The sequence below is a fragment of the Streptomyces sp. NPDC060028 genome, assembly GCF_042736725.1.
Taxonomy (GTDB): Bacteria; Actinomycetota; Actinomycetes; order Streptomycetales; family Streptomycetaceae; genus Streptomyces.
This window is the reverse complement of the sequence record NZ_JBHWVJ010000002.1, coordinates 167,874-193,176: the sequence shown is the minus strand read 5'-3', so window position 1 is coordinate 193,176 and position 25,303 is coordinate 167,874. Positions and strand designations below refer to the sequence as shown.

Here is a 25,303-nt window from a genome sequence, read left to right as displayed (position 1 = left end):
CCCCTTGACCTGCGCTTTTCCCTTGTCTTCGCGCCAAGGGGACGGGCTTTTTCGGAGATCACCAGGAGTTCTTCGTCTGCTGGTAGTACACGTGCCACACCGCTCCTGATCAGGCAAAATGAAGGTATCTGCCTTCGGTGGGCCGGTGCTGGCCCGCAACTGGCCCGGATCTTGGTCGTGGGGGCGAGAGAGAGGGCGCACTGTCTTTCCGTGGCCAGGTTGCGAAGCGATGGCCGTCGGTGGAGGGCCTCAGAGCTTGAGTGGCGCCGACGGCTCGCTTGCGAGCGGCGCCAGGTCGTTGCCAGCCCAGCGCTGACGGTGGTGGCGAACGAACCGGGAGTCGATGAAGTGCCACCGGTGGAGTTCGATCCTTTTCCCGGACTGGCCCGTCACGGTGTCGATGATCGTGAGGTCGTCGGTCAGGACCCGTGCTCCCGCGTCGAAGAGGACGTGGCAGGTCGGGCAGAGGCACAATAGGTTCTCGACGATGTCGGGTCCGTTGTCCTCTCTGGCCCGGATGTGGGCCGCTTCGCTATAGCGATGGCGCGGTGAGGGCAGGGCCAGGACTTGGGCGCACATCTGGCAGCGGTCCTGGTACCACTGCTTGAGTTTGCGCACGGCACTGCTGCCGGGCTGCGGCCGATTCCTGTGCATGCCTCTGCCGGACGGCCGCCATGGTTCGGATTCCGGTGTGTTCGAGCGAATTGCCGGGGCTTCTCCCTCAAGTGCTTCCATGCCGAAGAGCCCGTCGTCCAGGTGCTTGACGACCGGCTCCACCGTGCTGCGGTCCATGGCGGCGAGGTGCGCGGTGTCCAGGACGGCGCGGCGGGCGAGTGACCAGGCGGCCTCGATGTGGGCGCTGTGGATGGCGGTGCGTTCGGTCGCCGCGAGCGTTCCGGCGATTCGGGAGACGTGATCGCCGATCCGGATGAAGAAGTCGGCGTACTGCTCGGGGAGGGAGGCATCCCAGCTGCACTCGGCCTGGCGAATTACGTGCCACTGTCGCCTTGCGCGAGGGGTGTAGGTCAGGATCGGTCGGTTGTTGAAGGCCCAGCCGTACGCCGTTGCCAGTTCGTCACGCCATTTGCCCGACGACGGGTTGGGGCGTGGGGCAGGCGCTGGCCGCCGGGCGAAGTGCAGGACGCGCGAATAGGTGGCGGCGTCCGTGGAAAGGAAGCCCCGCCATTCGCTTGCGGACAAGTCCCACAGGGATCCGACGTGCGGTGGAACGGGTCTCCTGGCTGCCCGGTAGCGTCCGATGCCCCGCGTGGGCAGGGTGTGTCGCCCGTCCCAGGCCTGTCGCAAGTGCCCTTCCAGCGACGTGCTGACTCTGGAGCCGCCGCGACCTGATGTGAACGGTGAACCGGTCAGGAGAAGGGTGGGCGTGCCTGCGCCGGCGTTGTCCGCTCGGCGGGTGGCGTGGGAGGCCGCGCTGAGCAGCTTCTGGTCCGTAACGTCGGGGTGGACTGCCAACGGGCCGGGCCCGTTGAGGAGGCGGTGGACGAGGTGATGAAGTAAGTCGCTTTCGGACACGTCAGAACGCACCAGAGACGTCCAGACCGTCACCGGGGCGTCCGGCCATGAACTGACCGAGACCGCGGGCGCGACGGCCGCAGACCACCAGCTGATTGCCGCCAAGTAGAGGTCCGCCGGATCCACACCCGCTGAGCCAGCCTCGGCCTGAGCCATTTCCCCGAGCGGCCCTCGATAGAAGGTGTCGTCGTCCGTCATTGCCCCACCCCCATCTCGGCTCCGCGCCTGCTGCGTCGCCGCCCCCTGTTGAGTCTGCCCGACGGCTCTGACAGCGGCCAGGAGGGGCGGTGCAACGAATCCTCCCGCAAGGGGCAAGGACTGCATCGGTGAATCCTGCGATCCAGCAGTGCGCCTCATCGTGATCGCAGCACACTGGGTCCATGGGTGTGCGGCCGCGTTGGGAAGAGCTCGCCGGGGGACGGCAGGCGTTCGAAGAGGGCGTGGCGATGCTCCTCGCCATGGTCTATCCCGGCCTTAGGCATGTTGATGGTTCCGGCGGTGACCGAGGGGAGGACGCCGTCCTTCTACTACAGGGAGGCGGACGCCATGTCTTTCAGGTGAAGAGCTTCACGGGGCGTCTGAAGCCGGTCCAGCGCCGTCAGGTGGAGCGATCACTGACACGAGCGGCTGAGGGCGAGCCCACGCGTTGGACTCTCGTCGTACCACTCCGTCTTACCCCGAATGAGTGGGACTGGTTCGATGGACTCCGCGACGGCTTCCCATTCCCATTGGACTGCCACGATCTGAACTGGCTCAACACCCATTCCTACCAACACCCGGCTATCGACGCCCTGTTCCAGCCAGAAGCGCCGTTGGCTGCCCTGCTGAACTGGCCTCGGGTTGCGGACACCAGCCCGATCGAAGCTGGCCTCGCCGTGCCCGAGAGCGGAGACATTCCTCCCTATGTAGCGCGTGACATCGATCCTGTCGTGCGAGATCGGATACGAGCGGCGGCTGAGTCAGGCGGAGCGCTCGTGATCGTGGGTGATTCCGTTGCGGGCAAGACCCGCACACTCTACGAAGCCTTATGTGCGGAGCTGCCCGGCCACCGCTTGGTGCACCCCATGCAGCCCGGCGACGTCCCATTGCTGGTCCCAGGCATCGTTGCTGCGGCTGGGCCCTGCGTCTTGTGGCTCGACGAGTTGCACCGCTACCTGGAGGACGGCCGCTGCCTCACGCCACACGGGCTCGGGGAATTGCGCCGCGCGAGGGCCATCGTCTTGGCTACGCTCGACGCGTCGGCCTACGAACACTGGCACGGCTCGCCCGTCTTGCGTCAGATGCAGACCATTGTGCTCGATCGGCGCTGGAGCCTGGCCGAGCGCCAGCGGGCAGCTGCGGCGCCGGACTCACGAGTCGTCCAGGCGGCGCGGGTCGACCCGGCCATCGGAGTTGCCGAATGCCTGGCTGCTGGACCCTGGCTGTGGCAGGAACTGAAGCTGGCCGACCGGGCGGGCGGGCAGCCGCGGGGGGCGGCACTGATCCGGGCCGGTATCGACCTCGTCCGGGTCGGCCTCGCAGGCCCGTTGCCCACCTCGCTGCTCCTCGAAGCCCACCTGCCCTATCTCGCGGACAGCGGCGGTCCCGTACTGCGCCCCGAACCGGCCGATGACGCATTGTCCTGGGCTGGCAAAGTGCGCTTCGGCGTCAGCAGCATGCTGCTGCCTGCGGGCGAGGACGCCTGGACGGCCCATCCCCAGCTGGCCGCAGCAGCCGACGAGGAGGGCGTCACGGTCCACCCGTTCACCTGGTTCCAGGCGCTTGGCGCGGCCGGCGATCTGGACGACATGTTCAAGGTGGCGCTCAATGCCAGTACTCATGCCCCTTCCATCGGCGTGTTCCTGTGGCGATCACTAGCCGACGCCGGCCTCAACGAGGCCGCGAACAACCTCGGTGTCACACTGGCCGACCTGGGCCGGCACGAAGAAGCCGAGCACGTGTTCCGGACCCAAGCGAACCCTGAGGATGCAGTGGTCCTGCTGAACCTCGGCAACCTGCTGTGCAAGACAGGCCGCCACGAAGAAGCCGAAGAGGCATACCGGAAGTCGGGTGCACGGGGGCAGGCGAAGGCTTGGAACAACCTCGGGCTGCTCTTGAAGGACAGGGGCGAGTACGCCTGCGCCGAGACCTGTCTGCGCAGCGCCGCCCTGGCCGGCGCCGCTGACGCCGAGTACAACCTTGGAGTGCTCCTGGACGAGCTCGGGCGAGCTGACGAGGCCAAGACCGCGTATGCGCGCGCGTACGCCGCCGGGGACGCAAGCGGACTGGTCAACTGGGGGATGCTGCTCCTTGCGGAGGACCGGTGGACCGAGGCGGAACCCTTGCTACGGCAGGCCGCGGAGACGGGTGATGGAGACGCGATGTTCTGCCTGGCCAACGCGGCTAAGGCGAAGGGAAATCTGCTGCAGGCAACGCACTGGTACCGGCGCGCGATCGACACTGGTGATGCCCGTGCCTGCTTCAACCTGGCGAACCTCCATCGGGACGACGATCGTCCGGACCTTGCCGAGCCGCTCTACCGGGAAGCCGCCGAGGCCGGAATCACCAGCGCCCTGTACAACTTGGCCCTCCTTCTCAAGAGACAGAACCGCCTCACCGAGGCCGAGGACTTCTTCCGCCGGGCGGCAGCGGAAGGACACAAGGAAGCCCTCTTCCAGCTCGGCGACGTGCTATGCCAGACCGACCGCCAGGAGGAAGCCACCGCGCAGTGGAAGGCGGCCGCTGAAGCAGGTGACCCCAATGCGGCGATCGCACTCGCGAAGGTGCTGACCGACCCCGCCGAACAGCCCTATCTCCGGAAGGTCCTACGCAGTGCGGCAGACGCTGGCGACAAAGACGCAGCCCTGCTGATTTCGGTGCTGAACGTCGCCCAAGCTTCGTCCTCCGGAGAATGAGAAGATCTCCTTGGCGGCGGAGGCAGCCGGGCGGTATCCCGCGCTGCGCCGAAGTCGTCACCCTCACACCGCTGACCTGCGGAAAACGACCAGAGAGAGGCACTGACCTGCGGCGATCCGTCTTTCCGGCCCTTTCGCCGTGCTACCCGCTTGTGCAGCCGATTCTCCCCAGCTGCCCCCGAACGGGGCTTCATTCCCCCCAGATTCCCCCCAGCCGAGGCTGCTTCTGATGGGCAATTTCCGCTGACCAGGGGCGATGATCCGAGCGACACGACGGGTTACGCGACGTAGTGGCAGTGCGGCGGGAGCAGGTGGCAAAGGTGGAGCCGGAGGAGTTCGGTGAGGCTGCAGTTGCCCGGGGCCGCCGCCGTACGCTGCCCCAGCTCTACCACTTCAGCCGTCGACGTCGACTGGGAGTACCGCTGTGCCTGAGCCGCAGCGCAAGCCCTACGTGTACGCCATCGTATGCGCGGCCGGGATCGCCGGCGATGTGGGCAAACTCATCACCGCGGCGCAGGAACGGGGCTGGCAGATGGTAGTTGTCGCCACCCCACGGGGCCTCGACTTCCTCGACAGCCAGGTGATCGAGAATCAGGCCGGATACCCGATTCGTTCGGTCTGGCGCTCACCCGGTGATGCGCGGCTGTACCGGCGGGCCGACGCCATCACAGTCACACCAGCCACGTTCAAACGGTCAACAAGTGGGCGGCCATTCGAAGTCTTTCTCATCCCTGGTCGGGGAATGTATGCCCCGGGAACCCCTGACGCGCTGTGCGTGTGAGCCGGCGTCGCTGAGGCGGCGAGGCAGGGAAACGGGAGGGCGATGGGCATGCGAGTGCCAGTGTTGGATCTGTCTGCTCCGGCGTTCGTGGACGATTTGTGCGAGGTGATCCATGAGGTGGGCACCTGCTATCTCGTCGGACATCAGGTTCCCCAGGCCCGCATCGACACCGTTTTCGAGATGGCGCATGCGTTCTTCGCGTTGCCCGAGGTGGAACGGCTCGCGGTCGACAAGGTCCACTCGCCTCGGTTTCGCGGCTACACGCCTGTGGGGCGGGAGGTCACCAGCGGTCACTGGGACTGGCGGGAGGTGTTCGACGTGGCCCGTGAACGTCCAGAGCAGCCCGTGACGGAGGCGGATCCGCCCTGGCGGAGGTTGATCGGGCCCAATCAGTGGCCGGCGGCGCTGCCTGAGCTGCGTGCCGTGGTGACCGGTTGGCTGGCCGAAGTCGATCGTCTCGGCGGGCTGGTGTTGCGCGCCCTTGCCCGTGGGCTGGGGCAGCCGGAGGACCGGTTCGATCCGTGGTTCGGTGAGCAGGCCCACGTGCGGGTGAAGTTGGTGCACTATCTCGGGCGTCCACATCCTGGGCATGAGCAGGGGGTGGGGGTGCACAAGGATCGCGGTTTCATGGGTTTCGTCCTGCAGGACGAGGTCGGCGGCCTGCAGATCAGTGACGGTGCGGGGGGCTGGCTGGAGGTGCCGCCCCGGCCCGGTGCGCTCGTGCTCAACTTCGGAGAGATGTCCGAGGTCGCCACCGGCGGGTACGTCAGGGCAACGCCGCACAGGGTTGTCGCGCCCCGCGCCGGTCAGGAGCGTTTCTCGGTCATCGGTTTCTACAATCCGCGCCTGGAGGCCCGGTTGGCGCCGGTCGCGCTGCCGTCCGAGCTGGCGGGGAAGGCGAGGGGAATCAGCGACGACCCGCACAACCCGTACTTCGCTCAGTTCGGGGAGAACGAGTTGAAGGGCTGGTTCCGTGGGCACCCCCACGTGGCAAGGCTCCACTACCCACAAGCCCTGCTACCCGGCGGCGAGGCGCAACGCTGAAGGTCATCGACCGGTTTCACCGGCCTGACCGGCGTGCCCCGGCACGGGCACCAGGGTGTCGACGAGGCTGTGGAGGTCTCGCAGCAGGGCACGGGCATGAACACGGTCCGTGCCGATACACACCGCGCCGAACTTCCCGTGCTCGACGAGGGCGCTCATCATGTGCAGGATGACGCCGGTCTTGCGTACGGGGTCGTAGTGCAGTGGGGAGTCGGTGACTGCGCGGGTCAGTTGAACGGGGCGCAGCCCCGCGTAGTGAGGGCTGGTGATGCTGTCCGTCGACTCGTAGGCGCGTTCCCCTGCATCGCTGATCAGCCGTCCGTCGGGGGTCGTCGTGATGCCCAGCAGTCCGGCGGCCATGCTGAAGGCGTGCTTGGTGGCGGTGGCACGGAGGTTGACTTCGCAGCCGAGAAGCCGCCATCCGGTGGAGGTGGGTGTGGCGAGGAAGTCGACGCCGTAGTCGCCCGCGCGCAGGCCGCGCTTGAGGAGAGCCTGGCCGATGCGCAGTCCATAGTCGATGACGGTGTGCCGGTAGGCGGCGTCGGCGGGGAAGAGGCAGCCGGTGAAGGTGCGGCGGCCAGGGTCGAAGACCTGGTCGTGGGTGGAGACCGTCTGGGCGGTGCCGTCACTGGTGAGTCTCCCCTGGAAGCTGGGGCTGTGGGCGGCGCCGGCTCCGATCCACTCCTCGGCGATGGCACCGGACTCCTCGATCTCTCGGGCGAAGTTCTCCCATGTGGTGTGCGCATCGAACAGGGTCGATCGGGGCAGCGCGGCGCGAATGCGGTCGACTAGTGTCCCCGTACCGCCGAGGCGATCGGTGCCGATGCCGTTCAGGTCCAGCAGGGCGTGGCCGAAGGCGCCCGCGTAGGCCGTGCTGTCGAGCTTGATGAGAACACTCAGCCGTCCCGCGCGCACCAACCCCCCGATCTCCTTCGCAAGATGCTCCGTGCTGCGGCAGAGACGGGTACCGAGGGGGACTTCGATCCCAGCCTCTGCGAAGAGCAGGCGGCCGGCGTGCTTCGTGCCCAGGGGGATCTGCGCGGCATCGGCCTGGCTGGGTGTCACGCCGAGGGCGCGTGCGAACTGCTGCATCGCGAAGGACGGCTCGAAGTAGCTCAGGCGGACGTCTGCGCCGTCGCGCCGCCCCCGGTCCAGGAACTCGACGATCCGCGCGCGCACTCGTGCCGCCGCCGGGTCCGCCGGGTCCAGGACCTTCTCACTGAGCCACCGGCACGAGCCGTCTCCGACGGATACGAGCTGAACGGCCTCACGCTGCTCCAGCACCTGGTCGCCGAGTAACCCCAGGTAGTAGTCCACTTGCTGCCGGGCGTCGATCACCGGTACCGCCGTGACGTACAGAAGGCGACCGGCCGACCTGCACACCGTGTTGACGATCGCCGCCCCCAGCAGTCGCTCCGGGAAGAGCGTCGCTCCCGCTCGCCGCTCCAGCAGCCGCGGATCGCTTTCCCGGCTCTCGATGGAAACCTGCGCCGGCCAGCGGCGCGCTCCACTTGTCATGCCCGCTTGACCATCACTGCCGGCCCTCCTGAGCCCGGGGTGTGACCGGCACGGCACCACCACACCCCCGAACTTGCCCTGCATTTTCCGGCATCGTCAGTCGCACGGTCCACCTATTCGCACGCGATGGCCGGGATTTGGTGTGAGCGGAACGAACGAAGAGATCCATGATGGACATCCTCGGCACGGTGGGTATCCAGAGTGTTTGGTTCGGCGGTGGAAGCTTCAAGGCTGGTTCGGCCTTGAACGCTTGCACCCGCCGCGAGCGAGATGTGAGACCCACACACCAACGGCGCCCGCCCCGGATCGCCTGGGTGGGCGCCCGGTGCCGTGACCGGGGTGAGTGTGCTGGCCCGGCAGGCCGCCGAGGCCCGGTGAAGCGCGGATAACGCCGTATGAAGTCAAGCCGCCCGACTCCGCGCCGCCCTTTCGAAGTAACTCTTCTCGCGGAGGCGGTGCATTCGGCCGGAACCGTTGTTATGAGGCCGTGACGTATCAAAATAGGTTTTCCAAGTCAGTACGTGGTGCCGCATTGACCACAGTGACCCTGTCCGTGCTCGCCACCCTGAACGCAACGGCCGGAGCTGCTCCCGCTCCTCAGGCGCAAGCTGCCCACGGGCACAAAGTCTTTACTCAGTCGGAGAAGTGGACGGCCCCGCCCGGCGTGACTTCGTTCACCGTGTACATGTGGGGCGCGGGCGGTAGCGGTGCTGGCGGAGCCGGCGGCGCGGGAGGTGGCGGCGGCGAAGGCGGCGTTTGGGGCGGCGGAGTCAGCAGCCACGACATCGGAGGCGGCGGAGCCGGAGGCGCGGCCGGCGCGGGTGGCGCTGGTGGCGGAGCCGGCGCATTCCAGCAGTGCACCATGAAGACGTCGGTGCTGCGGGGCTTCATGATCGACGTTGGCCAGGCCGGAGAAGGCGGACGCGGCGGCGCGGGGGCCAGCGGAGGCTCAGGTGGCCTGGCCCTCGGCGGGGACGGTGGGAACGGGGAGGCCGGACGGGCCGGAACACACGGCAACGACGGCAGCCGTACCGCCCTGACCGGGAAGGTTGACTGGAAGCGGTTTACTTTCGGGGTCGCTAACGCCGGGAGTGGCGGACACAGTGCCGGGGGCGCGGGTGGCGGGCGAGGCGGCAGCAGCGAGAAGGGAGCACAAGGCGGAAGCCCGTCCGGCGGCAGCCGCGGCGGCGAAGGCGGTACCAACCCCACGAAATGTATGGGGGCGGACCAGACCGGGGGGTACGGTCGGCAGGGCAGCCAGGGAGCGCCCGGTGCAGACGGGGGCGGAAACCCTGCACGTCCGAACAACCGCCAGAACACTGATGGCACCTCCGGCGCCGGGGGCGGAAAGCCCGTAGACGGCGGCGACGGGGGGACCTCGGCCAGCCCCGCCACGCTCACACTTCCGGGCGGCGACACCTACACGGTGCCGGCCAACACCGGTGCGGGCGGGAAGGGGGGTCGCGGCGGAGAAGGCGGACGCGGCGGCGACGGAGGCAACCCCGGCGGGGGCTACGCCGGATACGCGGGGCAGGATGGCAAGCCCGGCATGAAGGGCGGCCCCGGCCTGGTGGTCATCGCCTGGTAACACCCGCGACCCAGCACACACTCAGGCCCGCTGACGCTTGTTGGCCCTGGCCACGCGTGGTCCAGGTGAGGCTGCCTCGCCTGGATCACCTGCGTTCCAGGGCTTTGAGCAGGTCGGGGTCCGGGGCTCGCCCGTACGTCCTTGAGCCTGGGACGCGCCACCACACCAACACCCCGCCTTGTGGCTGCGGCAGGGATCAAACGCAGATCCTGCGCCCCCTCAAAGCGTCTCGTCGTTCGGATCTGACGGGGCCCCTGGACGGGTGAATGCTGCCCGACGAGCCTGTCATCAGATGAAGTGGTTGTCTCGTCCGTCATTCAGGGAGATACATGCCGTCGGTCTACCTGCGCGCCGGCGACGGCCGATGACGGGGTGCCCGTCGAGGCCCACGGGCCGGTTGCCGTGGTGCAACGCAGCCAGCGGCATCGTGGTCAGGCCGTGGTGGAGTTGCGTTAGGGCGGCGTCGAGGAGTGAGCGCAAGGCTCCGGGAGTGGACGCGGTGGCGGGTGTCAGGGCGGGGTGGGCGGTTGCACCGACTTACCAGGCGCCGTCTGCCTGGGGAACGGCGCGCAGGCCGCAGGCGTAGGCGCGGTTGGGTGTGCGGATCACGGCGGGCAGGGGCTGCGGGGCGGCGACGGTGAGAGCGGTGCCGGCCGCGGCCAGGACGGGGACGACGGGCAGGTCCGGGTCCAGGTCGGTGAGCAGGCGGGTGGTCCAAGTCCCGGCGCAGACCAGCACGCGCGGTGCGGTGAAGTCCCCTCCTGGCGTGTTGAGGCGGTACCGGCCGGCCGGGTCCGTGGTGAGGGTGCCGGGGCTGGTGCGGACCAGGTGGGGGAAGGAGTCGAGGGTGGCCAGCAAGGCTCGTGCGTCCAGGAACCGCTCGCCGGGCAGGTACAGGGCGCGCAGCGGTCGTTGTCCAGCGGCCGGTAGCCCGGGATCCCGGCCGGGTCGGTCTCGTGGCAGGCCAGAGCGAATTCGTTTGCCACAGCGGTGATCGCGGTGAACGGCGCGTCGTCGAGGCGCGAGGACACGGCGTTGAGGAGCATGTACGTGCCCGCGCCCCAGCCGCCATCGACCGGCCCAGCACACCAGCCCCCACCACCAGCACGTCCGCACCGCACTCCATCCAGGCCCCCACGGTTCCGGGCCGTGACCGTCAAGGCTCCCCGGGTCATCAGGCCACCCCGGACAGCCGAGATCAAGGCCGCGTCCATGACGCGGCGCACCGGGGCCGACGACCTCAAACCGCCGACACCCTGGGCACGGACAGCAGCCCGGTGATTGGCAGGCTGCTAAAGCCAGCGGTCGGCGCTGGGCGGCCGGAAGGGCATGAGGTCCAACCCCTGGTGGCCTGTGTCCGCAGGCGAGCTGGAGGGCCAGGTGGCGCCCCTTGGGGACCAGCTGCCGGACCGGCTCACCGTGGTTGGGCCCTCCGGTCCGGTAGCCCCACCAGTCCATCACCCCGGCCGGTCCGTACGGAACACCGCGCTCACGGCACGAAAGCCCTGACCGATCGAAGATCAGGACGTTCGTGTGCCCCGGGCGGGCAGCTGACGCAGCCCCGACACCGGGCGGGAATCGGAACCGAGGTCTGCACCGGCCCGCCGTGGCGGGCCCAACCAGTGCACGCGTCGCCCCACCAACGGAGACGACGACCGGAAGGACGGCCAGTCTCTCCGGACCAGCCTCAGAGAGCGTGATCAATCTCGGTGCTACTCCGGTACCGCGCCAGCACACACCGCATTCCGCGCCGAGTCAGCGGTGTCGGCCTGGCGCGCTGGCGACGCGACCGCTACGGGTCGGCCCTTATCGCACCGCAGCAGGTGGTGGTGCCACCCGGCGGCGGGCACTCCACCGCTACGTTCGGCTGGCCCGTTCGTTACAGCCGGTATGACTTCTTCATGGGGGGTAAACGATGCCGGTGGATGATCTCCTCCTGCGGGTGCGTGACGTTCACAAGCGTTATCGGCGGCGCTCTGTGCTGTGCGGTGTGAGTCTGGATCTGGCAGCCGGTCGGCTGGTGGGGATCGTCGGGGAGAACGGGGCGGGGAAGAGCACCCTGCTACGGATCCTCATGGGCGATCTGGCAATGGACGGCGGGACGGTGGAACGCTGGGGACGGGTGGGTTACTGCCCGCAGCAGACCGTTCTGCATGAGGCCTTAACCGTCGACCAGCATCTGCGCTACTTCCAGGTCGCCTACGGCCTGGACAGCCTCGACCGGGCGCTGGAACTGCTGGAAATGCTGAACTTCGCCGACTACCGCCATGCCCGCCTGGGAACGCTGAGCGGCGGAACCAGACAGAAGCTGAATCTGACGCTCGCTCTGATGCACGATCCGCAGGTGCTGCTCTTGGACGAGCCCTACCAGGGCTTCGACTGGGAGATGTACTTGCGCTTCTGGGAAGTGGCCAGTTCGTTGACAGATCGCGGCCGTTCGGTCCTGGTGGTCTCCCACTTGGCCTATGACACTGAACGTCTGGATGCCGTCTACCAGCTGGACGGCGGAGTGTTGAAGCTGGCGCAGCGCGAGGCTGTCGGCGTCCGGGCTGGTGGCGAATGAGCCGGGCATGGCTGTGTTTCGGCACAGCGGTGCGCTTCGCCGTCCTTGAGCAGTTGCGCAACCGCCTGGCACTGGTCTTGGTGGTGTTCTTCATTCCTGTATGGCTCACACTCGCCTACACCGTGAGCGCCAAGGCACCCGTGCCGTTCTTCCTGCGTGCGGCCGATCGGACGATCACCGTCGAGGGCAACATTCTCATCCAGCTCACGGGAGCGATGCACACCCTCGCGTTGATCATCGGCTTCATGATGTTCCTCGCCACCTCCCAGTCCGCGGACTTCGACCGCCGCCTGGTGATGGCCGGCTATCCGCAGCTGTGCCTGGTACTGGCCAAGTACGCCACGCTGCTCCTTACCGCAGCCCCCGTCGCCCTCTACGCCACCTTCTGGATCCGGTTGTTCTGGCAGCCCGAACAACTGGGGCTGCTTGCTGGCGCATTGTTCGTCGGTGCGCTGATCTACGGCGGCGCCGGCGTCATGCTCGCCGCCGTCCTGCGCAGCGAACTCGCCGGAATGTTCCTGATCATCATGGTCAGCTTCCTCGATGTGGGGTTGCAGAACCCGATCGCCAATCCGGCGGCCGGTAGTCCTGTGCTGCGCTTTCTGCCGACCTACGGTGCGATGCAGTCCGCCGCCACCGCTGCACGCCTCGGCGTGCTGCCCTGGTCTTACCTCGCCATGGGACTGTGCTGGGCGCTCGCCATGGCAGCCGTCGGCATGACTTCGTTCGCGGTCCGAAACCGACGCCGCTTCCCCGGGAACGGCAGCGCCACCAGGCTCGCCGTACTGATGCCCCCCGCGCCGGGCGCCCTCATGAAGGGGCGACCAACACCGTGAAGAACAGCGATTTCGCGGGCACATCCGCCCCTTCGGGCCTCCCCAGCCGCGACTACGCGGCTCTGCCCGTGCGGAGGCTCGCTCACGCGTCCCCGGTGGACACGGCGCTCGACGCCCGCAGGCGCGCCGCCATCGGCGTCTCCGCACTGCTGGCTCCCACCCCCGTCTTCACGGCCGGGCTCGTGGGCTTGGGATGGTTCGGGCACGGGGCTATGGGAGCGGGTTGGGCCGGGGTGACCGTACTGTTCTGCGCGGCCGCCCCGCAGATCGTTGTACGTCGGGGCGTCCGGCGTGGCGCTTGGAGCGATCTGTCCGTACCGCAGCGGCGACAGCGCCTCCTCGTCCTGCCGGTCGCCATGGCATCGGCTACCGCGGGGCTGATACTGCTGATCGCGCTCGACGGCCCTCGTGAGATGGCGACCGCGGTGCTGGCCGCGGTGGTCACATCGGTCGCGATCTTCGCCGTCACCACCGTGTGGAAGGTGAGCGTGCACACCGCCGCTTGCGCCGGAACGGCGACGGTCCTGACCTTGGCCCTGGGGCCGTGGTGGTTGCTGTGCGGCCCGCTGGTGGTGCTCATGGGCTGGTCCCGCGTCACCCTGCGCGAGCACTCTCCCGCACAAGTGATCATCGGCGCCGTCCTGGCATCGGCAACAGCCCTTACGACGTTCGCTCTTCGCCCCTGATGTCCGGCCAAGGCAAGCTGAGAAGGAGAGCGGGGTGTTCGGCGGATCAGGTTCCGCTAGGTCGTGTTTTCGGCATGCCGACCCCACCCATCGCCACCGGCAGGCCAGGAGGGAGATCACTAACCGTGACCGTTTGCATCGATATGCGTTACCTGTAGGAGCTTTCGCACGTCTCGAAGGGAAACATCGCGAAGCACCTGACCGCTCTTCTCTCCGCCTCCGCGCTCACTCTGGCGGGTCTCGCGAGTGCCGGCATCCTGGCGCCAGCCGCTGCGCATGCCGCGCCGGCCTGCGGCGGTTCCATCGGCGACTGGAGGGACGTCGACGCGTCCGCCAGCTACAGCGGCACCGTTACCGTCAGTCCGGGTGGCGGCGCAGCTGATCGCAGGGTTGTCCTGGGCGGCGACAACGCGTGGGTCCTCGGTGAGTCCGACACCCTCCCGTCCACGTTCACGCCGGGAAAGCTGACCTGGGGCACCGGGGACGAACACGGCAGCACGACCTTCAGCCTCAGCTCGCCGGAGTGTGCGCAGGGAGGTACTCGCGTCACCAGCGCACGGTACGTGGAGACCAGGGCCGGGTACGGGGGCGGCGGCCAGGCGGAGGGTCGCCTCACCCGAGTATGAGGACTCGAAGAAGGGGTGCGCGGCCGGGCTCGGGTGGCCGGCCGCGCACGGCCACCGCCCACGGCCCGGAGGGCAGCTCCCACCACACCGAAGGTCTTCGCCTTTCAATCAAGCCCTGTGAGCGTCAACAACGCTCAACGTTCGTCCGCGGCATGCCGTGCAACTCCCACGCAGTAGCGGGAAGGCCAGGCCGACGCCCGGCCCCCGCCACAGCCCCTGGCTGCTCGGGGTCCGGCAGCTGCCGCCCCGCCGAGCAACTCGGCGGGGCGGAGTGGGAGCGCGGTCATGACCGTCGACAGGCTCCTGTCGGTTGGACAGTGACGATGGCGCGGTAGCCAATGCAGCCGACTTTGGCCGTCCCTTCGCAGCCTGGTCCGGGTGCGCTTAGCGCGGAGGCTGATCCAGTAGGTTGGTGATCAGTTTCCGCAGCCGGCCCTCGCGTACGGTTCCGACCCCGTGAACGAGCTGCGCCCCGTACACGATGGCGGTTCCGGCGGATGGTGCGCTGGTCCAGCGGGTGCGGGGGACCCCCCGCAGTGCGGCGAGGGCTTCCGGTCCCGCGTGGTGGGAGATCTCGTGTGCAAAGCGGGTGCCGGGTGCGAACGCGCTCCTCTCACCGGCGGTGCGGCCGGTCCACAGGGCGTCGGAGGAGCTGGTGTCGACGTAGAACTCGCCGCCGAGGTCTGCTTCCTGAAGGTGGAAGGCCACGCGTGCGACACGCTGTGGTCGCTCGTCGGGGTCGCCGACGCCGTGCAGGTGCGGGTCGATCCGGTCGCCGGGGCCGAGGTCGTGGTAGTCCCAGGGGGTCGCGCCGGCGGCCGACGGGAAGGTGCGGCGGATGGCGGGGAGGGCCCGCTGCAGGGCGGTGGCCAGGATCTCCTGGATTTCCCCGGGTGGGGTGATGCCGTCGCTGGGCCGCGCCGGAGTCCACCTGGCTGTCGTGAGGTGTCCGTCCAGGAGCTTGGTGAGCTGGGAGATCTCCTCGCGGTCTAGGAAGGCCTCGACCGTGTGCACGGCCAGTGTCTCGGTCATGTGGATCACGCGATGACTCACTCCTTCTGGTAGCGGTTGTGCCGAACGGAGTGCTGTGCGTACACCGGATCCCAGTGCATCACGTCCCCCATGCCAAGTCCGTGGGAGCGAGGCTCAGGAGCACGAGGGAGCGTGCGGGGCGCATGGCCGTTGATCGAGAAGGCGTGGACCTGACACGGCGGCAACCGGCTCACGTACGTGTGCAGGGGCGGCGGCTGCGTGTTCTCAGCGGGATTGAGGGCTGGGAGCAATGTGACGAGCTTGGTGCCGGTCTCGTTCCCGCACCGGGGCCACCGGGGCCACCGGGGCCACCGGGGCCACCGGGACATCGAAGTGAGCTGGACGGACCTGCACTGTTGTGGTGGACGGGGCCTCTACGCCCCAGCGCACGACTGCAGTTCGTGCGCCGGTGTGCGCGTCGCATGCGCCTGGTGGTCCCTCGACGTTGCTGGCCGACGGTCTTGGCTTCTGCAGTCCGCCGCCCTCCAATGAACGGGCGGAATGCGCTGCGAAAGGAACCGAGAAGTGATTAATACCTCTGAGACCTTGGCCGTGCAGACGATCGAGAACTTTCTCACCCCTGAGGAGACCACGCAGGTCACCAAGATCGTGGACGACCAGCTGGCCGCCACCGGCTGGGTGCCCGCCAGGCCGGCCGAGGGTCTGACGCCCCCCGAGGCGGCGCAGGAGATCCTTGACGGCGCGATCGAGCGAGCCATGCCCGTCATCCGCCGCGCCTTCCCGTCTGCCGCCTCCGTCGCCCCGTGGCTCTACCACGACCTCAAGCCCGGAGACAGGATCCGCTCGCACGTCCACGGCATGGGTGACCCCGACGCGCGTCCCGTACTCCTGGCCCGCGTGGTGTTCAACCTGCAGGACGCCGAAGAGGGAGGCGAGTTCTACCTCGACACCAGTGCCTGTGAGGAACTGTGGAGCGATCGCCGTGCCGGCCCTGGCGGCGCGTTCGCGCCCGGCACGCGGTTCGTGCACGAGGTCACCGCTCGGTCGGGCCCCGTCGACCTCGGTGCCATCGACTCCACCCGCTGGGTCTGCCGGCCACCGGCTGGCACCACCCTCGTGTACGGGGCGCAGCTGATCCACGGGGTCATGCCGGTGACCGTCGGGCGTGTGCGCAAGCTGATCACGGACCTGTGCGCCTGAACAGGCGGAGGGCCGGAATACAGGGCGGTCCGAAGGTCACCGCGTGGTGCTCGGGGTCGAGGCGAGCACGTCGTCGGTCAGGGTCACCATGCCGCAGGACTGGCCCACGTATCGCAGGGCCTGCCAATGCCGTTCGTGGTCGAAGTCGGCCGTGGCGTCGGCGATGAGGAAGGGACGGATGCCGTTGGCGAAGGCGTCAGCTGCCGTCAGCATGCAGCCCAGGTGTGCGTATACCCCGGTGATGAGTAGGTGGTCGCGGCCTTGGTCCTCGAGCAGAGCACGCAGCGCGGTGCCGTGGAACGCGCTGTAGCGGTGCTTGGTGATGACGGTGTCGCCGTCGGCGGGTGCGAGGGGACCTGCGATCCGGTCGTCGTCGGGCCTTCCTCCCAAGCCCGGCCCCCAGAAGTCACTCAGGAGGCCGCGTGCGGCGAGCGACTGCCATGGCGGCTGGGTCGTGTAGAGCACGGGGATTCGGGCGGTGCGGCATGCGATGAGCAGCCGACGGACGTTGGCGGTCACCGCATCCAAGGGGCCGGGGGGAGTGAAGGGACGCAGGAAATAGTTCTGCATGTCGTGCACCAGCAACGCCGTTCTCGTGGGATCGGGCGCCCATTCGACACGATTGAGAGTGAGACAGCGTGCGTCGGGCAGTTCGTAGGGGCCTATTCGAGGCAACGACATCCATCACTCCCGATACAAGGTGCTCGCAGGTCTTCGGCCACAGCGAGATCGCCAGCGGATTCTGCTCGTACCCGGCGGCCGACTCCCACGGCGCGTACCGGGCGCACGGGAGCCCGTCATGCGCCTGACGGGTCTGCGTGGCATCACCGCGGTCGTGACCGGTGCTGCGGGCGGCATCGGGAGCCAGGTGGTCGTGCATCTGGTCAACGAGGGAGCGGCGGTTGCTGCCGTGGACATCACCCATCCGGCAGTCGCAGGCCCCATGTCCGGGCCGGAGCCTGGTGCCGCCTCCCGCATGACGTGGCACACGGCGGACGTCGCTGACGCGGCGGCAGCCGAGCGGATCCTTGACCAGGTGGAGGCCGCGCACGGGCCCGTCGGGCTGCTGGTGAACGTCGCGGGCGTCCTGCACACAGGGCCTCTGAACTCCCTCAAGGACACGGCGTGGCAAGAGTTGCTGGCCGTCAACACGACGGGGGTGCTCGTATGGTCCACGGCAGTGGCACGCCGCATGACACCGCACCGGCGCGGGAGCATCATCACCGTGGCGTCCAACAGCGCCGGCACCCCGCGCGCCGGTATGGCCGCCTATGCCGCTTCCAAGGCGGCAGCCGTCTCTCTCACCCTGGGCCTCGGCCTGGAGGTCGCACCCCTGGGGATCCGGTGCAACGTGGTCTGTCCCGGCTCCACCGACACACCGATGCTGCGCCGCATGGCCCCCGACCAATCAGCCCTGGACGCCGTCCTGCACGGCGACCCTTCGGCCTTCCGTGTCGGCATCCCCCTGGGCCGCCTCGCCAAACCCGAGGACATCGCCGCCGCAGTCCTGTTCCTCGCCTCCGAGCAGGCCCGGCACATCACCCTGCACAGCCTCTATGTGGACGGCGGCGCCGCCCTGCACGGCTGACCCGCAGCACCCGCAGCACCTTGGGAGGTACTCACCGCATGCCCTCACACCCGGACATCGGGGCCACCTCAGGTGTCGGCTGGCTGCTGTCGACGCCCAGGCTCACCCTCACTTCCCCCGGGGGTGATGCCTTGCCCGTGCAGGCAGGGGCCGGTCAGTTCACCGCTCTGGCCGAAGCAGCGGAATCGGCCTTGCGGCAGAGCCCTGCAGGCACCGCGGTCGTGGGCGCCCTGCCCTTCGATGAAGCCGCCCCCGCGCACCTTTGGCTGACGCGCATGGAACATCACCGGCATTCGCCGGCGGAACGGGCCGCCTTCGTGGGTTCTCTGTCGTACGCCGAGGCAGTCCCAGACGGGCATGAGCCGAACGCCTGGCACTCTGCGTGGCTGACGACGCCGAAGCCGGAGCCGCAGCCCTCGGCCTACCGTGCCGCCGTGCGTGCTGTTCTGGCCGAGATCGAAGCCGGGACGATCTCCAAAGCGGTCTTGGCGCGCTCCCTGTATGCCCCCCTTAACGCAGTCGGCAACGCAGCCGACCAGCGGGCCCTGGTGCCGGCACTCATCACGGCCCTCGCCCGCCGCGAGACCGCCGCCCGCCTCTTCGCGGTGACCCTGCCGACAACCGGTTTGCACGGCCCGCCACCGATGCTCCTGGGGGCGACACCGGAGACACTGCTGCGGCGTACCGGCGACCTCCTCACCTTGCGGCCACTGGCCGGGACCGCTGCCCGCCACCAGGACCCCGTGGTCGACCACGCCCGGGCGATGGCGCTGCTGCGGTCGGGCAAGGACCAGGCCGAGCACCGGCACGTCGTGGACGACCTCGGCCGCAGACTGCGCCCCTGGTGCCAGTCGCTGGACATCCCCGCCCGGCCCCGGCTCCACGCCACCGGCCGCCTGTGGCACTTGACCACCCCCATTCACGCCCGATTGCGCCACCCCGCTCCCTCCGCGCTCACGCTCGCCTGCGCCCTCCACCCGACGCCCGCCGTGTGCGGTACCCCCACACCCGCAGCCGCCGCTCTCATCCGGACGCTGGAAGCGGTGCCCCGGCGCTACTTCTCCGGCCTGGTCGGCTGGATGGACAAAACCGGCGACGGTCACTGGGTGATCTCCCTGCGGTGCGGCGAACTGGATGCGGACGGGCTGCGCCTGCACGCGGGAGCCGGGATCGTCCGCGCCTCCCGTCCGGAGTCGGAACTTGCCGAGACGGAGGCCAAGTTCGCCACGATGCTCGCCGCACTCGAGGATGCCCGCAGGAGTACCCGGCGGGCGCGGCCGACAGCGGCTGCGGCCCTCGCCGCACGTCGGACGGGAGGGATCCGGTGAACAACTCATCCTTCGACGGCGTCAAAGGCGCTCCGATCACTCGCGACCTGTACGTCTATCTCCTGGAGCAGGCGGAGCCGCCTTCGGAAGTCCAGCAGCGGCTGATCACACGGACACGGGCTCTCGGTTCGCCGTCGGTGATGCAGGTCCCGCACGAACAGGCGGTGCTGCTCGCGCTACTGGCGCGGCTGGCGAATGCGCGCAAGATCGTCGAGGTGGGCACTTTCACCGGCTACTCCGCCCTCGCGCTCGCCGGCGCGCTGGCACCGGGCGGAACGCTCATCACCTGCGACATCTCCACCGAATGGACTGCCATCGCCCGCGAGGCATGGCAGGAAGCCGGAGTCGATCACCTGATCGATCTCCGGCTCGGCCCCGCTCTCCAGACCATCGCCGGTCTCCCCTTGTCCAGCGACATCGACCTCGTCTTCCTCGATGCCGACAAGCCCCAGTACTGCCGGTACTGGGAGGAGCTCGTACCACGGGTGCGACCAGGCGGTCTCCTCCTTGCCGACAACGTGCTGCAGCAAGGCCGCATCCACCTCCCCGATGCCACCGGCACGACGCTGGCCGTCCGCGAGTTCAACGCACGCGTCCGCGCCGACCCTCGCGTCGAGTCACTGATCCTGCCGGTCGCGGACGGGCTCACACTCGCCCGCAAGCTCCCTCCAGGAGAACCTCGTGCACAGGGACACTGACGTGCTGGTCGTCGGCGCCGGACCCACGGGCCTGCTGCTCGCTGCCGAACTGGCACTGGCCGGCGTACGGACCCTCGTCCTGGAACGCCGATGCGAACGGCAGGCCAACTCCCGCGCCCTCAATCTCCACCCGCGCAGCCTTGAGATCCTCGACCAGCGTGGACTGGCGGACCGCTTCCTGGCCCTGGGCAGGACCGTTCCCGGATGGCAATTCGCCGCCCCGCTCACCACCCCGCTCGACTTCTCCGTCTTGAACTCGGCGCATCCCCATGCCCTGCTCCTGAGCCAGGCCCGCACCGAAGCACTCCTGGAACAACGGGCTGTTGAACTGGGCGCCCAGATCCGCCGCGGGCACACGGTGACCGACCTGTGGCAGGACGCTGCGGGCGTCAGCGCAGGCGTGACGGGCCCTGACGGGCATACGACGGTCCGGGCCGAGTTCGCAGTGGGATGCGACGGCGCCCGCAGCCTGGTCCGCCGGGCTGCCGGCATCGCCTTCCCCGGAACGGAGGAGACGTTCACCGCCATGGTCGGTGACTTCGCCGATGCCGATCACAGCGATCTCCAACGACCCAGGCGCCACGGCGTCCTCGTCTCGCGGCTCGAACACGGCCTGACCCGGTTCGTGGTCATGGACCCGGCACGCATGAGGACCCCGTCCGCCGAACCGGTCACGCTCGAAGAGTTCCGTACGGCCCTGCTGCGCGCGTGCGGCACTGACTGTGGGGTGGCGCGGCCGCGCTGGCTCTCACGGTTCGGCAACGCAACCCGGCTCGCGGAGCGCTATCGCTCCGGCCGTCTGCTCCTGGCCGGGGACGCCGCGCACATCCACTTCCCGGTCGGCGCCCAGGGCCTGAACACCGGTCTCCAGGACGCGATGAACCTCGGATGGAAATTGGCCGCGGAAGTCCAGGGCTGGGCGGCACCGGGGCTGCTGGACACCTACCACAGCGAACGACATCGGGTAGGCGAGGAGGTCACCGCCCGCACCGAAGCACAGGCACTCCTCGTCGAACTGCCCCAGGTCGAGCAGTATCGCCGGCCCGCCCGGCGTCTGTGTGAGCTCCTCGATACCCTCCTCGGTTTGGATCAGGTCAACCAGTACCTCGCCGGGCTGCTCTCCGCGCTCGATACTGCCTACCCTCCACAGGACCCCACAGCCCACGCCCTGACAGGCCGGCGCATCCCGGACATCCCCTTGACCCTGTCGGCCGACGGCCGCCGCACAAGCGTCCACAGCCTCCTGCACGACGGCACGATGCTTCTGCTGAGCCTGGCCGACGTACCGGACGCGTCCCCCTGTCTGCCGAGTTCTGCCGTCAGGCCTCGTCTGGTACGCGCTGTGACGGCCAGGGCGCACGGCGACGAGGACGCCCTCTTGGGCCTTACCGAGGTCCTTGTTCGTCCCGACGGCCACGTCGCCTGGGCCACAGAGACGAAGGACCCGCGCGAGTTGCATGCCGAGCGCACGCATGCCTTGAATTCCTGGATCCACGCGGCCAAATGACCACGTCGGGCGTGGTCGGTGGCCGATGGTCGAATCGTGAAAGGGCGGGTCATGCGGGTCGTCGTACTGGGTGAGTTCCGAGCCGACCGGCTCGTCCCTCCGCTGCGGCGGGCCGGCGCCGACGTCGTCGTCCTCGGCTTCGCCGAACTGGAGACGTTCCTCGGACCGGACATCGTCTGCGGAATCCTCCCCGCCGACCTGACCGACGGGGGTCTGCGCTCGATCCTCGACCACTACGACGCCGACATCGCCATCCCGAACCCAGGGCTGATCGGCCAAGAACGCATGCTCCCGGTATACGCGCGGGTGGCTCGCGGCCACAACGCCGCAGGCAGGCACTTTCCGGTCCACTCACCCGAGTTCGCCGCGCTGGCGACCGACAAGGTGGAGCTTCACCGCACCGCCGGGCGACGCGGATGGCCGGTCCCGGCCGGCGCAGTCTGCGAGGAACCATCCCGTCTGCTCGACGCTTCCGTTCTCGGGCTGCCCGCCCTGGTCAAAGAGGCCCGCAGCGAGTCGCATGCCGGACGGTACTACGTGACCGACGAGGAAGACCTGCAGCGTGTTGCCCGTGCGGTTGCCTATCCAGTCCTCTTTCAGCAGGCGGTGTCAGGCCAGGAGTTCGGTGTCGAACTGTTCTCCGGGCCTACCCACACCACGGCCTGGCCCGTGGCCTCCCTCGGCCCCCTCGACAGCGGCTGCAACCCCGGCCGCCGGATCCGGGTCGCACCGGCGACACTGCCCGACCGGGCCAGTTCCGCACTGGGCATGGCCATTCGCGACATCGCGGCCGCCTACCGGCCCGCCGGACCATGGCAGATCGACTTTGCCGTCTCCCCTCTCGGACAGCTTCATCTCATCGAGGTGAACGGACGATTCGGCGGCATGTCCAACATGAGCTGGGCCAGCACCGACGTCGACCCCCACGCCGTGCACGTGGCCGCCGCCCTGGGCAGCTTCCCCCGTCGGTCACCGCTCGCCAAGTGCGTCGCACTCGAACTGCCGGTAGCCAACGAGATCTCGCTTCCTGCCCCGCCGGCAGGCATCGGACTGAAAGCGTTCCGTGGCAACCCCGCCAACCGCGGGCCGTGTACATCAGGATTCCACCGCGCGGTGCTGCGGGTCCCCGAGGAGCGGGCACAAGCCGCACGGTCATGGCTGCTCGCACTTCCCGACGACGCCTTGCGCGAGAAGACAACGGCGGCCGCGCAGCTGGCCGTTGGCATCAGCAGCCTCACACGCGGCCAGAGCCTGCTTCCCTGACCAGACACCGGCGTCCGCGTGACGGAGGACGACGTCGGACTCACACCATGGCGACCTCGTACCAGGCCCCGCCCGCGACCGGATCCGGATCGAAGTCGAAACGCGGCCCCGACTCCCGACCGAGCGCGACCAGGGCGACCGATGTCGTCGACCACCACCTGCCCCGCCGTAGCTCGCCCGCCTGCACCAGGCGGGAGGAGCCGGCGGCAGGTGCAGCGTCTGCACTGGCCACAGCCAGCCAGGCACCCCAGGCCGCGGCCGTCCCACCGGTTACGGGTTCCGGGCGCGGCACAGCCTCCAGACGCCGGCGGGCACGCTCAACGCGAGCCAGCGACCGCTCGCTCCCCACCGACGGCACCTCGGTGCGACTTCCCAGGCCGACCAGGCCGTCCTCTGCGACCGCATGCATCCCGGACGTGAGCTCGTACGTCGTCAGCATCTGCCCGGACCAGCTCATCACCCGTGCCCCGGCCCGGTCCGCGTACACGAGGTGAAAGGGGTCGTAGCACTCAAGATCAAGACCTTCGAGGCTTCCCGTTCTCGTCATCGTGAGGGGCACATCGCCCCGGGACCTGCGTGAAGCCGCATCAGCAGGCACCCCTGACCCATTGAGCAGACAAGCCAGGCGCTGCGCACGCCCCTCACCATGCACAGCGCCGACCGGGGTACCCCGATCCAGCGCAAGCCACGTACCCCCCGCCAACAGGTCCAGGCCGCCCAAAACCGCAGGCTGTGAAGGCCAGTGGGTTCCGGGCAGTCGCCACGCCCGGTCGCGGTACCCGTCTCTGACAAACAGCACCAGAACCGGCCAACGCGACGCCGACTCCAGGCTGATGAACGCGATGCACACCTGGGCCCCTTCAAAAAAGTTGGTTTGACCGATACTCCCCAGGCGCACTGGCTTCTCGATCTTCGACGGCGGCAGGGTCGAAGGCGAGGGATACCCCGGGGCCGAGAGGATCAGGGATCAGGGAGGGCTCGGCGTGTTCCGCAAGGCGTTCGGGCTCCTCCAGCCCTCCGCCGTCTACAGCCAGGCTGCCCGAGACCTGCTCACGTCCGCCTTGCCGATGAGCTGACGACCAGAGGGCCCGCACGTGCGGTGGCCTACCGCCAGGGGGCCTGGGAGCGCTGAGCCTGTCGTTGTGCGGAGACGGCGTCAGCGCGTGCCACGGCCAGGAGGTGGGGGAGCCGCCCGGCTGCGTCGGTATTCCACCAGCAGTGGGCCTCGGGTGAGAACGCGGTCTTGGCGACGTTGTCGATGGCCTCTTGGTAGACGGCCGGCGAGTCGGGCCACTCGGTGTCGGCGATCACCCGCAGGGAGCGGCGCGAGAGACCATCGAGGAGGGTGAAGAGCCGTGGGAGGGCGGTCAGGCGGTGTCGGCTGTGGCCGGCTTCTCGGACGCCGCCTGGATGTTGGGCCCAGAGGAGGTACTGGGCCGGCCAGGGCAGATCGATCGCCTCGCGCCCGTCGTAAGCCACGACCACCGGATCGGCCATGGAAGCGGCGATGCCGGTCACCATTCCTCGACCCGTGTTGTGAAGTTGATCGACCAGCCTGGTCACCCACGGCTCATCCTGAAGATCGCACTTGATTGCACGCTCCAAGGCGTCATTGGCGCGTGCCCATCGTGCCGCGATGGGAGAGGAGTGGTTGTGCTGCTCCGCAGGGGCGAGATGCAGCAGTGCCTTGAGCCAAGTCTCGCACCACCGGTCGAATCCGTACTGGTAGTCATAGCGGGCCGTGCCCGGCGAGGCATCCTGCAGCTCTCGTGCGTTCAGGGCTTCCTCGCAGATATCCTCCCAGGTCTCCTGCCAGGGGAGCCGGAACTTCCCAGGCCGGCGGCGACGGAAGTCCGAGTCGAGGAGCGCTGCCGTCCCGATCAGGAGCAGCTCTTCCTCGGCCTTCCCGCTGCGGTACGCGTCAGCATGGTGTTGCGCCAGCCGCTCCCGGGCGGCGCCCAGTGCCGCGAGCGGCTTGCGCAGCAGACGGTGGGCGTCCTTCGGGTCGCTCGATCCCGGTCCGTGCCTCCCGAACGCGAGCACGTCGCAGTACGCCTCCAGGTCGCGCCCGGATTCGAGCCGAGCGGCCAGCGTGCCCAGTTCTTCCATGCGCGAGATCAGACGACGGGCCTGTGTGTAGTAGTCGGGAAACGGGTTGGGGCAACGCCGGCAGCCCCCGGGCTCCGGCACATCGGCCGTGCTGCCGCGGTCCGGTACGCGCAGGCTGACGCCGGCCCGCTGCGGCGGCACCCGGAACGCCCCACACTCCGCCGACAGGTGGAGCACCGAGCCGCTCGCTCCCTGCCACAGCGGTACGTCCATGCCTGCCAAAGGGCCGAGGGGAACGTCGCGTGCCGTGGGAAGGGGTGCCTCGTCATGTGCTGCAACGCTCGCGGACACGCTCGTGAGCTCCTGCCTCGGGACGCCAAATGTGTGCCGCACCAGCCTGTCGTACGCCCGAGGGCTCAGGCGTGGCTTTCGCCGATCGAGTGACGGGACGGCCCCACCACTACGACCGGTCGGGCCCGCGCTGCCTGTCGCATCACGACTTCAAGTCGCCCGCCAGAGTGAGCGGCGTCACAATTGGGGTAGGTGGGAGTCCAACTCGGCTTGGGGGACCGGGCCGAAGCCCAGGGCGTGCGGGGCCGACCCAAGAC

General features: G+C 68.8%; 18 protein-coding genes and 2 pseudogenes. 12 read left to right on the top strand and 8 right to left on the bottom strand.

From position 1 onward, the window contains the following. Window positions 1-249 precede the first annotated feature (249 nt). On the bottom strand, window positions 250-1,731 hold the full coding sequence (locus ACFWBF_RS01985) for an HNH endonuclease (protein ID WP_385593649.1): 1,482 nt from the start codon (window positions 1,729-1,731) through the stop codon (window positions 250-252). Window positions 1,732-1,913: 182 nt separating this feature from the next. On the opposite strand from ACFWBF_RS01985, the gene ACFWBF_RS01980 reads away from it, so the two are divergent. From ACFWBF_RS01980 to ACFWBF_RS01970, 3 genes and pseudogenes are all read left to right on the top strand, one after another. Beyond that, the gene (locus tag ACFWBF_RS01980) at window positions 1,914-4,427 is read left to right on the top strand and encodes a tetratricopeptide repeat protein (protein ID WP_385593646.1); all 2,514 of its coding nucleotides are present in this window, start codon (window positions 1,914-1,916) and stop codon (window positions 4,425-4,427) included. Between the two features lie 424 nt (window positions 4,428-4,851). Beyond that, a pseudogene (locus ACFWBF_RS01975) lies at window positions 4,852-5,138 on the top strand (flavoprotein); the annotation flags it as partial. A 112-nt stretch (window positions 5,139-5,250) separates the two neighbouring features. Then, window positions 5,251-6,252 (top strand): isopenicillin N synthase family dioxygenase, encoded by a 1,002-nt coding sequence (locus tag ACFWBF_RS01970; protein ID WP_385593642.1) that lies wholly within the window; start codon window positions 5,251-5,253, stop codon window positions 6,250-6,252. A gap of 3 nt (window positions 6,253-6,255) precedes the next feature. On the opposite strand, the gene ACFWBF_RS01965 is transcribed toward ACFWBF_RS01970, so the two are convergent. Then, window positions 6,256-7,770, bottom strand: a complete 1,515-nt coding sequence (locus ACFWBF_RS01965) for a peptide ligase PGM1-related protein (protein ID WP_385593638.1) — start codon at window positions 7,768-7,770, stop codon at window positions 6,256-6,258. Window positions 7,771-9,895: 2,125 nt separating this feature from the next. Further along, window positions 9,896-10,216 (bottom strand): hypothetical protein, encoded by a 321-nt coding sequence (locus tag ACFWBF_RS01960; RefSeq protein ID WP_385593635.1) that lies wholly within the window; start codon window positions 10,214-10,216, stop codon window positions 9,896-9,898. Window positions 10,217-11,273: 1,057 nt separating this feature from the next. Between ACFWBF_RS01960 and ACFWBF_RS01955 the strand changes: the two genes are divergently transcribed. Genes ACFWBF_RS01955 through ACFWBF_RS01945 form a run of 3 tightly spaced genes read left to right on the top strand, consistent with a single transcriptional unit; the run spans window position 11,274 to window position 13,443 of the window. Then, complete coding sequence (locus ACFWBF_RS01955; protein ID WP_385593633.1) at window positions 11,274-11,921, top strand: ABC transporter ATP-binding protein; 648 nt, start codon at window positions 11,274-11,276, stop codon at window positions 11,919-11,921. Continuing rightward, window positions 11,918-12,757 carry an ABC transporter permease gene (locus ACFWBF_RS01950; RefSeq protein WP_385593630.1) on the top strand — a complete coding sequence of 280 codons (840 nt, stop codon included), beginning with the start codon at window positions 11,918-11,920 and terminating at the stop codon, window positions 12,755-12,757. The genes ACFWBF_RS01955 and ACFWBF_RS01950 overlap by 4 nt, the downstream gene beginning before the upstream one ends. Next, window positions 12,754-13,443, top strand: coding sequence for a hypothetical protein (locus tag ACFWBF_RS01945; protein ID WP_385593624.1), 690 nt, complete (start codon window positions 12,754-12,756; stop codon window positions 13,441-13,443). Before ACFWBF_RS01950 ends, ACFWBF_RS01945 begins: the two co-directional genes overlap by 4 nt. Before the next feature lie 1,010 nt (window positions 13,444-14,453). Here the strand turns inward: ACFWBF_RS01945 and ACFWBF_RS01940 are convergent. Then, on the bottom strand, window positions 14,454-15,110 hold the full coding sequence (locus ACFWBF_RS01940; protein WP_385593621.1) for a hypothetical protein: 657 nt from the start codon (window positions 15,108-15,110) through the stop codon (window positions 14,454-14,456). Between the two features lie 516 nt (window positions 15,111-15,626). Here ACFWBF_RS01940 and ACFWBF_RS01935 point away from each other — a divergent pair. Then, window positions 15,627-16,262 (top strand): hypothetical protein, encoded by a 636-nt coding sequence (locus ACFWBF_RS01935; protein WP_385593618.1) that lies wholly within the window; start codon window positions 15,627-15,629, stop codon window positions 16,260-16,262. A 36-nt stretch (window positions 16,263-16,298) separates the two neighbouring features. Here ACFWBF_RS01935 and ACFWBF_RS01930 read toward each other — a convergent pair whose 3' ends face one another. Then, complete coding sequence (locus ACFWBF_RS01930) at window positions 16,299-16,841, bottom strand: isochorismatase family protein (protein WP_385593615.1); 543 nt, start codon at window positions 16,839-16,841, stop codon at window positions 16,299-16,301. A 220-nt stretch (window positions 16,842-17,061) separates the two neighbouring features. On the opposite strand from ACFWBF_RS01930, the gene ACFWBF_RS01925 reads away from it, so the two are divergent. From ACFWBF_RS01925 to ACFWBF_RS01905, 5 genes are read left to right on the top strand one after another with little or no spacing between them, the layout of a single operon-like run. Further along, a complete protein-coding gene (locus tag ACFWBF_RS01925; protein ID WP_385593611.1) occupies window positions 17,062-17,850 on the top strand; it encodes an SDR family NAD(P)-dependent oxidoreductase in 789 nt (262 codons plus the stop codon). Between the two features lie 38 nt (window positions 17,851-17,888). After that, window positions 17,889-19,178, top strand: a complete 1,290-nt coding sequence (locus tag ACFWBF_RS01920) for an isochorismate synthase MenF (RefSeq protein ID WP_385593609.1) — start codon at window positions 17,889-17,891, stop codon at window positions 19,176-19,178. Continuing rightward, a complete protein-coding gene (locus tag ACFWBF_RS01915; protein WP_385593606.1) occupies window positions 19,175-19,876 on the top strand; it encodes an O-methyltransferase in 702 nt (233 codons plus the stop codon). Before ACFWBF_RS01920 ends, ACFWBF_RS01915 begins: the two co-directional genes overlap by 4 nt. Continuing rightward, complete coding sequence (locus tag ACFWBF_RS01910) at window positions 19,860-21,383, top strand: FAD-dependent monooxygenase (protein ID WP_385593603.1); 1,524 nt, start codon at window positions 19,860-19,862, stop codon at window positions 21,381-21,383. The genes ACFWBF_RS01915 and ACFWBF_RS01910 overlap by 17 nt, the downstream gene beginning before the upstream one ends. 51 nt (window positions 21,384-21,434) lie before the next feature. Beyond that, window positions 21,435-22,646 carry a hypothetical protein gene (locus tag ACFWBF_RS01905; RefSeq protein ID WP_385593600.1) on the top strand — a complete coding sequence of 404 codons (1,212 nt, stop codon included), beginning with the start codon at window positions 21,435-21,437 and terminating at the stop codon, window positions 22,644-22,646. Window positions 22,647-22,686: 40 nt separating this feature from the next. Here the strand turns inward: ACFWBF_RS01905 and ACFWBF_RS01900 are convergent, their stop codons facing one another. The 3 genes and pseudogenes from ACFWBF_RS01900 to ACFWBF_RS01890 all read right to left on the bottom strand — a co-directional run bounded on the left by ACFWBF_RS01900 (window position 22,687) and on the right by ACFWBF_RS01890 (window position 24,968). Continuing rightward, entirely contained in the window at window positions 22,687-22,878 is a 192-nt protein-coding gene (locus ACFWBF_RS01900) for a hypothetical protein (RefSeq protein ID WP_385593777.1), read from the bottom strand. 69 nt (window positions 22,879-22,947) lie between these two features. Next, a pseudogene (locus tag ACFWBF_RS01895) lies at window positions 22,948-23,496 on the bottom strand (NRDE family protein); the annotation flags it as partial. 254 nt (window positions 23,497-23,750) lie between these two features. Beyond that, entirely contained in the window at window positions 23,751-24,968 is a 1,218-nt protein-coding gene (locus tag ACFWBF_RS01890) for a hypothetical protein (RefSeq protein ID WP_385593598.1), read from the bottom strand. Window positions 24,969-25,303 lie beyond the last annotated feature (335 nt).